This window comes from Sphingomonas sp., from assembly GCF_040398505.1.
Taxonomy (GTDB): domain Bacteria; phylum Pseudomonadota; class Alphaproteobacteria; order Sphingomonadales; family Sphingomonadaceae; genus Sphingomonas.
The window spans coordinates 1-12,052 of the sequence record NZ_JBBATX010000038.1; the positions used below are offsets into that span (position 1 = coordinate 1).

General features: G+C 63.7%; 11 protein-coding genes and 1 pseudogene. 9 read left to right on the forward strand and 3 right to left on the reverse strand.

Annotated features, from left to right (window positions below; translation table 11 throughout):
• Positions 1 to 80 (reverse strand): annotated as a pseudogene (locus tag ABWP09_RS06820) (hypothetical protein); the annotation flags it as partial.
• A gap of 673 nt (positions 81 to 753) precedes the next feature.
• Here ABWP09_RS06820 and ABWP09_RS06825 point away from each other — a divergent pair.
• The 7 genes from ABWP09_RS06825 to ABWP09_RS06855 all read left to right on the forward strand — a co-directional run bounded on the left by ABWP09_RS06825 (position 754) and on the right by ABWP09_RS06855 (position 9,523).
• Positions 754 to 2,004 carry a lipoprotein-releasing ABC transporter permease subunit gene (locus tag ABWP09_RS06825; protein WP_353204396.1) on the forward strand — a complete coding sequence of 417 codons (1,251 nt, stop codon included), beginning with the start codon at positions 754 to 756 and terminating at the stop codon, positions 2,002 to 2,004.
• Positions 1,997 to 2,671 (forward strand): ABC transporter ATP-binding protein, encoded by a 675-nt coding sequence (locus ABWP09_RS06830; protein WP_353204397.1) that lies wholly within the window; start codon positions 1,997 to 1,999, stop codon positions 2,669 to 2,671. The genes ABWP09_RS06825 and ABWP09_RS06830 overlap by 8 nt, the downstream gene beginning before the upstream one ends.
• Positions 2,668 to 3,258, forward strand: coding sequence for a GNAT family N-acetyltransferase (locus ABWP09_RS06835; protein WP_353204398.1), 591 nt, complete (start codon positions 2,668 to 2,670; stop codon positions 3,256 to 3,258). Before ABWP09_RS06830 ends, ABWP09_RS06835 begins: the two co-directional genes overlap by 4 nt.
• Before the next feature lie 10 nt (positions 3,259 to 3,268).
• Entirely contained in the window at positions 3,269 to 3,748 is a 480-nt protein-coding gene (locus ABWP09_RS06840) for a glutathione peroxidase (protein WP_353204399.1), read from the forward strand.
• 57 nt (positions 3,749 to 3,805) lie between these two features.
• Entirely contained in the window at positions 3,806 to 4,105 is a 300-nt protein-coding gene (locus tag ABWP09_RS06845; RefSeq protein WP_353204414.1) for a GIY-YIG nuclease family protein, read from the forward strand.
• A gap of 126 nt (positions 4,106 to 4,231) precedes the next feature.
• Positions 4,232 to 7,822 (forward strand): DNA polymerase III subunit alpha, encoded by a 3,591-nt coding sequence (gene dnaE, locus ABWP09_RS06850; protein ID WP_353204400.1) that lies wholly within the window; start codon positions 4,232 to 4,234, stop codon positions 7,820 to 7,822.
• A gap of 117 nt (positions 7,823 to 7,939) precedes the next feature.
• Positions 7,940 to 9,523, forward strand: a complete 1,584-nt coding sequence (locus tag ABWP09_RS06855) for a long-chain fatty acid--CoA ligase (protein ID WP_353204401.1) — start codon at positions 7,940 to 7,942, stop codon at positions 9,521 to 9,523.
• Between the two features lie 9 nt (positions 9,524 to 9,532).
• On the opposite strand, the gene ABWP09_RS06860 is transcribed toward ABWP09_RS06855, so the two are convergent.
• Both ABWP09_RS06860 and ABWP09_RS06865 read right to left on the reverse strand, forming a co-directional pair.
• Positions 9,533 to 9,826, reverse strand: coding sequence for a DUF167 domain-containing protein (locus ABWP09_RS06860; protein WP_353204402.1), 294 nt, complete (start codon positions 9,824 to 9,826; stop codon positions 9,533 to 9,535).
• 72 nt (positions 9,827 to 9,898) lie between these two features.
• The gene (locus ABWP09_RS06865) at positions 9,899 to 10,972 is read right to left on the reverse strand and encodes a PA0069 family radical SAM protein (RefSeq protein WP_353204403.1); all 1,074 of its coding nucleotides are present in this window, start codon (positions 10,970 to 10,972) and stop codon (positions 9,899 to 9,901) included.
• Between the two features lie 57 nt (positions 10,973 to 11,029).
• On the opposite strand from ABWP09_RS06865, the gene ABWP09_RS06870 reads away from it, so the two are divergent.
• The gene (locus tag ABWP09_RS06870) at positions 11,030 to 11,374 is read left to right on the forward strand and encodes a VOC family protein (RefSeq protein WP_353204404.1); all 345 of its coding nucleotides are present in this window, start codon (positions 11,030 to 11,032) and stop codon (positions 11,372 to 11,374) included.
• Positions 11,375 to 11,497: 123 nt separating this feature from the next.
• Positions 11,498 to 11,992 (forward strand): YbjN domain-containing protein, encoded by a 495-nt coding sequence (locus ABWP09_RS06875; protein WP_353204415.1) that lies wholly within the window; start codon positions 11,498 to 11,500, stop codon positions 11,990 to 11,992.
• Positions 11,993 to 12,052: the final 60 nt, after the last annotated feature.

The window sequence follows — 12,052 nt, forward strand, 5'->3', positions numbered from 1 at the left end:
GCTGCGGATCGCGGGCGCCGACGGACAAATCTATTTCGGGTACGACGGCAGCTATCGCTCGAAATTCTCGTCCAATCCGTCGCCTTCGGCTTATACCAATATCGATGGCTATGCGCTGAGCAACTTCCGCTTGGGCTTCAAGACGAAGAAGGATTTGAACGTCTTCGGCTGGGTGCGCAACGCCTTCGACCAGGATTATTATGAGGTGCTGGCGGTCCAGTCGGGGAGCACCGGGCTGATCGTCGGGCAGCCGGCTGATCCGCGGACGTACGGGGTGACGGTGAGTAAGAGTTTTTGATCTTGAGCCCTCTCCCGTTTTCACGGGAGAGGGTTGGGTGAGGGCCTTCTTCTTCGAGGTCGAGGTGCGCCGGTCGGCAAAGCCGCCGTCGGACGGGTTCGGGCTTCGCCGACCCGCCGCCCGGGCGAGGCGATGCTGCGCACCGGCAGCGAGGATCGCTGCCCTCGCCTTCGCCCAAATGCAAACGTCCGGGCCGTTTCCGACCCGGACGCCTGCGTGACGATCGCTCGTCAGCCCCCATCTCGCTCTCGCGACCGGCCCTTGCAGGCGGCGCTGGAAGCAATCCCCGAACCACGGCCGTTGCCTGTGTGTCAGTGACAAAAGCGTTAAGTCTGAGTGAGCGGCTTGTCATTGGGAATATGGCCGGAGCGAGCCGATTACGGCGCTGCTGTGGCGATTGCGCAACACGCGGGCAACAGTTGCCAGCGCTGCAGCCGCCGCTTAAGGCGCGGGGCATGTTCTTGTCCCGCTACGAACGCATGATCGCCCGGCGCTATCTCCTGCCCGGCAAGGGCGAGGCGTTCATCCTGATCGTCGCCGCCTTCAGCCTTGGCGCCGTGACGCTCGGCGTGTTTGCTTTGGTCGTCACGATGAGCGTGATGAACGGCTTTCGCGCCGAATTGTTCGACAAGATCGTCGGGCTCAACGGCCATGCCGTGGTGCAGGCTTACGGCGGTCAGATGCGCGATTGGCGCGACGTCGTGAAAATGTCCGAGGCGACGCCGGGGGTGACCAGCGCGACCCCGCTGATCGAACAACCGCTGATGACCACTTATAATGGCCGCGTCGAAGGCGTGCTGCTCCGCGGGATGCGCGTCGCTGACATCCGCAGCAACAAGACGATCGGTAGCAAGGTCGTGATGGGTTCGCTCGCCGCGCTGACACCGGGCAGCGGGCGGATCGCGATCGGATCGGGCCTCGCCGATGCGCTCGGCGCGGTGGTCGGCAGCCAGATTTCGCTGATCAGCCCGCAAGGCCAAACCACGCCGTTCGGCACCGTCCCGCGGATCGTGAAGTACACCGTCGGCGCGATCTTCACGATCGGCGTGTCCGACTATGACAAGATCTATGTCATCATGCCGATGGAGGACGCGCAGACGCTGCTGATGCTCGGCGATTCGGTCGGTATGGTCGAATTGCAGACCACCGACCCCGACCGCGTTGGCCAAATCCTTGCGCCGCTCTCCGACAAGATCGGCAATCGCGGGGTGGTTCAGGACTGGCGGATGATGAACGCGCAATTGTTCGAGGCGCTGAGCGTTGAGCGGGTGGTGATGTTCTGCCTGCTCAGCCTGATCATCCTGGTCGCCGCGTTCAACATCGCCTCGTCGCTGATCATGCTGGTGCGCGCCAAGACTCGCGATATTGCGATTCTGCGGACGATGGGCGCGTCGCGCAACGGCTTGCTCCGGATCTTCATGACGGTCGGCACGACGATCGGCTCGCTCGGCATCGTGCTCGGCCTGATCTTGGCCGGCATCGCCTTGACCTTCCGGCAAGGCGTGGTCGATCTCGTCCAGCGGCTCAGCGGGCAGAATCTCTGGGACCCACAAGTGCGCTTCCTGAGCGAACTCCCCGCCAAGACCAACCCGGTCGAAGTGGTGGCGATCGTCCTCATCGCGCTGCTGCTGACCTTCCTCGCGACGCTCTACCCCGCGTTCAAGGCGGCGAGCACCGATCCAGTGCAGGTGCTGCGGTATGACTAAGCCGGTTCTCGACGTTGCGGGCCTGACGCGCAGTTTCAGCCAGGGCGGCGAAACGATCGAAGTCCTGCGCGGGGTCGACCTGCACGTCGGCGCGGGCGAGATCGTCGCGTTGCTCGGCCCGTCGGGCTCGGGCAAATCGACGCTGCTCCAGGCCGTCGGCCTGCTCGAAGGCGGGTTCGGCGGATCGATCAAGATCGACGGCGAAGAGGCCGCGCGGCTCGATGCCGACGGCCGTACGCGCGTGCGGCGCGACAAGCTCGGCTTCGTCTATCAATTCCACCATTTGCTGCCCGATTTCAACGCGAGCGAAAATGTCGAGCTCCCGCTGCTGATCCGCGACGCAAAGCGCGCACAAGCCAAAGACCGGGCCGCCGAATTGCTCACCGCGCTCGGCCTCGGCCACCGCCTGACACACCGCCCGAGCCAGCTTTCGGGCGGCGAGCAGCAACGCGTCGCAGTCGCCCGCGCGCTCGCCAATCGCCCCGCGCTGGTGCTCGCGGACGAGCCGACCGGTAACCTCGACGAGGCGACCGCCGACGTGGTGCTCGCCGAATTCCTGCGTCTGGTCCGTGGCGAAGGCTCCGCCGCACTGATCGCGACGCACAACGAACGCATGGCGCTAAAGATGGACCGGGTGGTGCGGCTGCACGAGGGACGACTGGCGTGAGCGCGTGGGAGGTGCAGCCAACCCTCGTCGGCCAGCACGTCACGCTTCGCCCGCTCGTCCTCGCCGACCGCGACGCGTTGATCGCTGCGGCGGCGGATGGTGGCCTCACCGAACTCTTTTTCACCAACGTATCGGGCCTGTCCGATCCCGACGCCTTCATGGCCGCCACCTTCAAGGAGCGCGATTTCGGGCGGGCGATGCCGTTTGCGGTCGAGACGCCCGACGGCAAGCTCGTCGGGCTGACGCGCTACATGCGGATGACCGCGGCGCATAAGCGGCTCGAGATCGGCGGCACCTTTTATGCCAAATCGGTGCAGCGCAGCGGCGTCAATACCGAGGCCAAGTTGCTGCTGCTGACCCAGGCGTTCGAAGTGATGGGCTGCAACGCGGTGCAGATCCGCACCGACTGGTTTAACAAACGCTCGCAAGCCGCGATCGAACGCCTCGGCGCCAAGCGCGACGGCGTGTTGCGCAGCCATCAGGTGATGGATGGCCGTGTGCGCGATCTTGTGGTGTATTCGATCATCGCCAGCGAATGGCCGGGGGTGCGGCAGAATCTGCGCTTCCTGCTGTCGCGGCACGACTAGGGGTAGCAAGATGACCGCGATCACCGACCTGACCGTCAAAGCCGCCGACGGCACGCCCGTTAATCTGTCCGCTTATGCGGGCAAGGTGCTGTTGATCGTCAACACCGCCTCGAAATGCGGCTTCACCCCGCAATATGAAGGGCTGGAGGCGCTGCACCGCACATTCGCCGGGCAACCGTTCGAAGTGCTGGGCTTTCCGTGCAACCAGTTCGGCGCGCAGGAGCCGGGCGATGCCGCCGAAATCGCCAATTTCTGCTCGCTTACCTATGACGTGACCTTCCCGGTCTTCGCCAAGATCGATGTCAACGGATCGAACGCCGATCCGCTGTTCGTGGAATTGAAGAAGCAGGCGCCGGGCTTCCTCGGCACCGAGGGGATCAAGTGGAACTTCACGAAGTTTCTGGTCGGCAAGGACGGCAAGGTGGTGGAGCGCTATGCCCCGACGACCAAGCCTGCGGAGATCGAAGCGGATATCGCGAAGCTGTTGTAGTCGGGGCCTCGTCACCCCGGGCTTGACCCGGGGTCCCGCTCTTTCGATACCGTAATGATGGGACGCGAGCGGCAAGGCGGTTGGGTTTACATTATGGCCGATCGCTATCGCGGCACCATGTATGTCGGGGTAACGACACATCTTGCCGCGAGGGTGCATCAGCATCGCTCCGGAGACGGTTCCGATTTTTGCGCACGCTACGGCTTGGTCCGATTGGTCTGGGCTGAGCGCGGGGAAGACATCGTTTCGTGCATCGAGCAGGAGAAGCGTCTCAAGCGCTGGCGTAGGCAGTGGAAGTTCGAGCTGATCGAGCGCGGCAACCCGGACTGGCGCGACCTGTTCAATCTTTTGGTTTGAAGGCGGGAGCGGGACCCCGGCTCAAGGCCGGGGTGACGGAATAGCAAGTCCGGACAGGCTAACGACGGCGCGCGCACCACTACATCCCACCTTCCCGAATCGCGACCGAGCCCCCATAGTCCCGCCATGCCCCATTCCGGCTTCGTGCCCCTCCGCATCTTTTCATCCTACACCATGCTCGACGGCGCGATCGAGCCAAAGGCGATTGCCAAACGCGCGCAGGAACTGGGGTTTCCCGCCGCCGCGCTGACCGATCGCAACGGTTTGTATGCCGCGATGGCATTTTCGGACGCCGCGCGCGCGGCAGGCGTGCAGCCGGTGATCGGCACGATGCTCGGCCTGTCTCGGCCCGACATGCCCGAGGCGGCGACGCCGGTGCTCGACTGGATCGCGCTCTATGCACAGGACGAGGCGGGGTATCAGAGCCTGTGCGCCTTGGTGTCGATGGCGCATCTCGGTCGCCCGCTCGATCTTGCGCCGCATGTCGATTTCGCCGCACTCGAAGGCCGCACCGATGGTTTGATCGCGCTGACCGCAGGGCGCGAAGGCGGCCTCGCGCGCCTGTTCGCGGAGGATCAGCCCGACCGCGCGCTGGCTTATGCGGATCGGTTGCAGGCTTTGTTCCCCGACCGGCTCTATATCGAATTGACGCGCCGTCTCGACGAAATCGAGGGCAAGGCCGAGGGTGCGCTGCTCGATCTCGCGTACGACCGCGATCTGCCGCTGGTCGCGACCAACCCGTGCTGCTTCGCCGAGGAGGATTTCAGCGAGGCGCATGACGCGCTGCTCTGCATCGCAAATTCGACCTATATCGCCAGCGAAGACCGCCCGCGCAGCTCGCCGGATGCGTGGATGAAGCCCGCCAAGACCATGCGCGATTTGTTCGCGGATTTGCCCGAGGCGATCGCCAACACGCTGGTCGTCGCGCAACGCTGCGGCGTCGCGGCGCCGAAGCGCGCGCCGATCCTGCCGAGCCTGGCGGGCGATCCGACGGCGGAGGCGGCGAAGCTGCGCACCGATGCGCATGCGGGGCTTGAGCGGCGGCTGGCGCGGATCGAACAGCTCGCGGTTTCCGCTCCCCTCCCGCAAGCGGGAGGGGCTGGGGGAGGGGATGTCATTCCCTCGGACAACAACCCCTCCCCTAACCCCTCCCGCAAGCGGGAGGGGGAAATTAGCGAAGACTGGCGCACCCCGTACCGCGCCCGCCTCGATTTCGAGCTCGACGTCATCATCCAGATGGGCTTCCCCGGCTATTTTCTGATCGTCGCCGATTTCATCAAATGGGCGAAGGATCATGACATCCCCGTCGGCCCAGGCCGTGGTTCGGGCGCCGGCTCGGTCGTCGCCTGGGCGCTGACGATTACCGATCTCGATCCGATGAAATTGGGGCTGCTGTTCGAACGCTTTCTCAACCCCGAACGCGTGTCGATGCCCGATTTCGATATCGATTTCTGCGAAACGCGGCGCGGCGAGGTCATTCGCTATGTGCAGGCGAAATACGGCACCGATCAGGTCGCGCAGATCATCACCTTCGGGAAGCTGAAGGCGCGCGCGGTGTTGAAGGATACCGGCCGCGTGCTGCAAATGGGCTATGGCCAGATCGACCGGTTGGCCAAATTGATCCCCAACCACCCGACCGACCCATGGACGCTCAAACGCGCAATCGACGGCGTATCGGAGCTGCACAGCGAATATAAGACCAATAGCGGCGTGCGCCATTTACTCGATCTGGCGATGAAGCTCGAAGGCCTGCCGCGCCACAGCTCGACGCACGCCGCCGGTGTGGTGATCGGCGATCGCCCGCTCGCCGATCTTGTCCCGCTCTACCGCGACCCGCGCTCGGACATGCCCGTTACGCAATTCGACATGAAATATGTCGAGGGCGCCGGGCTGGTGAAGTTCGATTTTCTCGGGCTGAAGACGCTGTCGGTGCTCAAGAAAGCGCTTGATCTGTTGGCGGCGCGCGGCGTCGTGATTGATCTCGATGCGCTCGAATGGGACGATGAGGGCGTCTACAAACTCCTGCAAAAAGGCGACACGGTCGGCGTGTTCCAGCTCGAATCCGAGGGGATGCGGCGCACGCTCGCCGCTGTCCGACCGAGCAATTTCGGCGACATCATCGCGCTCGTCTCACTCTATCGCCCGGGCCCGATGGACAATATCCCGATGTTCGGCAGGCGTAAGAACGGGCAGGAGGACATCACCTATCCGCATCCCTTGCTCGAAGGGATCCTCTCCGAAACCTACGGCATCTTCGTCTATCAGGAACAGGTGATGCAGGCAGCACAGGTGCTCGCCGGGTTCAGCCTGGGCGGTGCCGATTTGCTGCGCCGCGCGATGGGCAAGAAGGTCAAGTCCGAGATGGATGCGCAACGCGCTGGCTTTGTCGATGGCTGCCGCACGGTCAACGCCATTCCCGAAGCCAAGGCCAACGAACTGTTCGACTTGATCGACAAGTTCGCCGGCTACGGCTTCAACAAATCGCACGCCGCTGCTTATGCGTTGCTCGCCTATCAGACCGCATGGTTGAAGGCGCATCATCCGCACGAATTCTATGCGGCGTCGATGTGCTTCGATTCCGGGCTAACCGACAAGCTCGGCGTGTTTGTCGATGACATGCGGCGGCTTGGCGTCGCGATCCTGCCGCCCGATCTCAATCGCAGCGCGGCGGATTTTTCGGTCGAGACGACGCCCGAGGGTTTGGCCGTGCGCTATGCGCTCGCCGCGCTGAAATCGGTGGGCGAGGGGGCGATGGAGAAGCTCGTCGCCGAACGCGAGGCCAATGGCCGCTTTACCTCGATCGATGATCTTGCCCGACGCGTCGATCCGCGCATGATGAACAAGCGTCAGCTCGAAACGCTCGCGGCGGCAGGAGCGTTCGACGCGCTCGACGACAATCGCGCCGGGATCTTCGCCTGTGCCGAGACGATCCTTGCGACCGCCGCGCGCATCACCGAGCAGAAGGTCAGCGGGCAGGGCGGTCTGTTCGGCACGCCCGAGGCCGCCGAGCCGCCGATCAAGCTGCCGCGATCGGCGCTCTGGACGATGGCGCAACGGATGGAGCAGGAGCGCGAGGCGTTCGGCTTCTATTTCTCGGCGCATCCGGTCGACCGGCACAGCCATCTCGCCAAGCTCCACGGCGCGCGCAGCTTCGCGACCTTGGGCGAACTCAACATTCCCGACGACGGCAGCCGTGCGGGCGCGACGATGGCGGCGCTGGTCGAGGATGCGAAGTGGCGCACTTCGGCGCGCGGGAAACGCTATCTGATGGCGACGCTGTCCGATCCGTCGGGCCAATTCGTCGCAACCTGTTTTGACGATGCGGTTGCCGCTGATCTGGAAGAGGCGGCGCGCAACGGCGGGTGTGGCCTGGTCACGGTCGAACTCGACCGACGTCCGGGTGAGGAAACGCCGCGCGTTACGGTCAAGCGGATCCAGCCGTTCGAGGCGCTCGCGAACAATGCACGCTTCTGTGTCGAGCTGCGCGTGGAGACGCCCGCCGCGATGGCGGTGCTTGGCGCGATGCTGGCCGACACGCGGGGGGCACGCGGCGAAGTGTGGGCGACGGTGCCGATTGCCCCCGCCAAAACCGCGCGAATTCTCCTCGGGCGGGACTTTCTGCTCGACGGGGAGCTTGCCGCGCGGATCGAAGCCTTGCAGGGTGTTTCGAACGTGGTGTTGAGAACCGCCGAGGCGCGGCTCGCACTGGTGGGATAGCAAAACCTGCTCCCCTCCCGCTTGCGGGAGGGGCTGGGGGAGGGACTGTGGAGACGGGCGTGTCGGAACATGCCCTCCCCCAACCCCTCCCGCGAAGCGGGAGGGGAGAATAGGGTAATGCTCGGCGGAATGCAGGATTTCGAATTGCGGGTGCCGCGGCTACTCGATCATGCCGCACGCGAGCATGGTGCGCGCGAAATTGTTACCTATTGGGCGGATGCGAGCGAGACCCGCACCGATTGGGCCGGGATCGCGCGTGATGCCCGAAAATTGGCGCAAGCGTTCGAACGGCTCGGGCTGAAGTCTGGCGATCGCGTCGCTACGCTGGCGATGAATCACAGCCGTCATCTCGTCGCCTGGTACGGCGCGATCGGGATGGGTGGGGTGATCCACACGATCAACCCGCGCCTGTTCGATGAGCAACTCGTCTATATCGCCAACCATGCCGATGACCGCGTGCTGTTGTACGACAAGCAGTTCCAGCCAGTGGTCGACCGGTTGAAATCGCAATGGACCAGCATCGAGCATTATGTGTGTTTCGATGATGGCCAGTTCGAAGATTTGATCGCAGCCGAGAGCGGAGACTATGCCTGGGTCGAGGGGCCTGAGCGCGATCCGTGCATGCTGTGCTACACCAGCGGGACGACGGGAAACCCCAAAGGTGTGCTGTACGAACACCGCTCGACCGTCATCCACGCGATGGCCGAAGTCGCGCCGTGGATCTTCAACCTCAGCCCCAGTGCGGTCGTGCTGCCGGTGGTGCCGATGTTCCATGCGGCATCCTGGGGGCTGCCCTTCGCCTGCGCGCTGTCGGGCGCGAAATGCGTCTATGCGCAAGTCAACGATGCCGCGGTGCTGTGCCGGCTGATGAATCAGGAAAAGGTCACGCACACCGCCGGGGTGCCGACCGTGTGGCTGGCGATGTTCGGCCATATCGATGCGACCGGCGAAGTGCCGCGTTTCCTCGAACAGGTCACGATCGGTGGCTCAGCCGCGCCGCGCGCGATGATCGAGCGGATTATGGCGATGGGCGTCACCGTCAAGCATTTGTGGGGCATGACCGAGACCTCGCCAATCGGCACTGCCGGCTTCCCGCCGCCCGAGTGGGCGGAGATGACGCATGAAGCGCAGCTCGATCATGTCGGCAAGCAAGGCCAGATCCCGTTCGGAATCGAATTGCAGGTGGTCAATGACGACGACGTCGTGCTGCCGCGCGACGGGCTAAGCTCCGGGCGCCTGCAAGTCCGTGGGCCGTGGGTGGTCAAGCGCTATTTCCGCGCCGAGGCCGATGCGGTCGATGCCGATCAATGGTTCGATACCGGCGACGTTGCGGTACTCCACACCGATGGCACGATGCAGATTACCGACCGCGCCAAGGACGTCATCAAATCGGGCGGCGAGTGGATTTCCTCGGTCGATTTGGAAAATGCCGCAATCGGCTGTCCCGGCGTCGCCGAGGCGGCCGCAATCGGCATCTATCACCCCAAATGGGACGAGCGGCCGTTATTGATCGTGGTGCGCAAGCCCGGCAGCGCAGTGACGCCCGCCGAGATCACTGCGCATCTGACCCAGCACGTCGCCAAATGGTGGTTGCCCGACGAGATCGTCTTTGTCGATGATTTGCCGCACACCGCGACGGGCAAGCTGCTCAAGACCGAGCTGCGCGCGCGCTTCAAGGATCATGTGCTGGGGGCGGCATAAGCGGCGGCATTAGCGCGCGATATGGATGACCTTGTCGCGCGCCGTTGCCCCGCGCACCAGGGTGAGCGCGGAACGCGGACACCCCAGCGCCTTGGCGAGCAAGGCCAGCACTGCGTCATTGGCTTTGCCATCTTCGGGCGTGACGGTGGTTCGCACGTTCACCACGCCGGGCGCGCCGGTGGCGGGCAGGCGAATTTCGTTCGCACCCGCATTGGGGGTCGCGCGGATCGTCAAATGCCCGTGCGCGTCGATCAAGCGTTCGAGCGCATCGCGTGCCGGCATGCTGTTCTTGATGCGGCTCATGCCCGCTCCCCTAGCAAAACCTCGGTCTGGCGCCGAATCACGCGGGGGCTTAGCAGTCCAGGACCTGATACATCAGGCAAACAACTCGCCCTGTGGCCCTGCGGGTGGCCGGAACAAATCGCTGCGCAGGACGATCCGCTCCCGGTTCAGCTCATGTTTACGGCACGCGATCTGGAAGCGCGTCCGGAGTAAATCCGCCCACGGCCCGCTGCCGCGCATCCGCGTGAAGAAGCCGGGGTCATTGTCACGCCCGTCGCGGATCGCGCCGATGATCGCCATCACCTTGCCCGCGCGATCGGGAAAATGGTCGTCGAGCCAGGCGCGAAACAAAGGGGCCACCTCCCACGGCAACCGCACCGGGATGAACGAGACCGAGCGCGCTCCGGCCTCGGCCGCGCGTTCGACCAGATGTTCGATCTCGTGATCGGTGATTGCGGGGATGACCGGCGCGATCGAGACGTGGGTCGGGATGCCCGCGGCTACCAGCTTTCGCACCGCCGCCAGCCGTCGCTCGGGCGTGGGGGCGCGCGGTTCGAGCGTCATCGCGATACGCGGATCGAGCGAGGTGATCGACAGCGCAACCGCCGCCAGCCCCTTTGCCGCCATTGGGGCGAGCACGTCGATATCGCGCAAGACGCGGTCGGATTTCGTCGTGATCGTCAGCGGATGGCTGGTTTCGCTGAGCACTTCGATGCAGCCGCGCGTGATGCGCCATTCGGCCTCGATCGGCTGATAGGGATCGGTATTGGTGCCGAACGCGATCGGCTTCGCACTGTACCCACGCTTGGCGAGTTCGGCGCGGAGCAGGGCCGGGGCATCGGGCTTGGCGAACAGCTTGCTCTCGAAATCGAGCCCCGGCGACAGATCGTGAAAGGCATGCGTCGGCCGCGCAAAGCAATAGATGCAGCCATGCTCGCACCCGCGATACGGGTTGATCGAGCGGTCGAAGCCGATGTCGGGGGAGGTGTTGCGGCTGATAATCGTCCGCGCGCGTTCGACCGTCACGCTGGTGCGCAAACGCAGCGGCGCACCGTCGATCTCGGCCTGATCGTCGAGCCAGTCGCCATCCGCCGCGCGTTCGGGCAGATTGAAGCGGCGACTCTCGCGGTTGTGCGTCGCGCCGCGCTGTGGGCGTTTTTCGGGCATTGACAGTTGTTAGGTGATTTATGAGAACATAACAAGAACGAAAAGAGGAATTGACCGATGGCCCGCCTCAACTATCTCGAATTGCCCGTGACCGATATCGCCTCGGCCAAGGCCTTCTATGCCGCCGTGTTCGGTTGGGACTTTACCGATTTCGGCCCGACCTATGCCGCAACCACGACGGGTGACACCGATATCGGGTTCCAGGCCGATACCGCAGAACAGACGGCGGCTGCGTTACCCGTGATCGACGTCGACGATCTTGACGCCTGCGAAGCGCGGGTGCGCGGGGCCGGCGGGACGATCACCGTACCGATCTTCGCCTTCCCGGGTGGGCGACGCTTTCATTTTCGTGACATGGCTGGGCATGAGATCGCGGTCGCAACGCCCGCAGCCTTTCGATAGGAGCGCCGCGGCGGTGACGCCGTAGGCGACGCCATGCCGTGAAAAGACCCGACGTTACAGACCAAAAAACGTTGAGTTTCGTCTGTTCGAAATATAACTTTTGGGAATCGGGAGGATTTGCCTGTGGGTATTCGAGCGCTTGCTGCAACGATCTTGATTTCGGCCCTTAATATCGGTCCGGCACATGCCGAAGATGTGCTGCTGGATCTTTCATCGGCCCAGCAAGTCGCAACTGCGCTGCAGGCCGCAGGATATAAAGGTGAATTGAAGAAAAATGACGATGGCAGCTTTTACATTCTGAGCGCCGCCAACGGCTCTGGGTTCACGGTGGACATGACCGATTGCAAATTGACCTGCAACGGCCTGAGCATACAGAGCTTTTATGAGCCAGAGCCGTTATTTTCCGTGGCACTCGCGAACGAGTGGAACGCGAACAATCGGTTCCTGAAGGTTTCGGTGAACGACAAGGGCGAGTTGCGCGAGTGGATGGATGTCGACACGCTCGGTAAGCTTACCAAAGCCAATTTCGCGGATTTGATCGACTGGTACGTGAGCATGGATGCCAATCTGGCGCGGTTCCTCAAGGAAAAACGAGAGGCTGCCAAGGCGAAAAAGTGAAGCGCTCAGCGCTCGCGCAACCGCGGCATCAGTTCGACAAAGTTGCAGGGCTTATGGCGG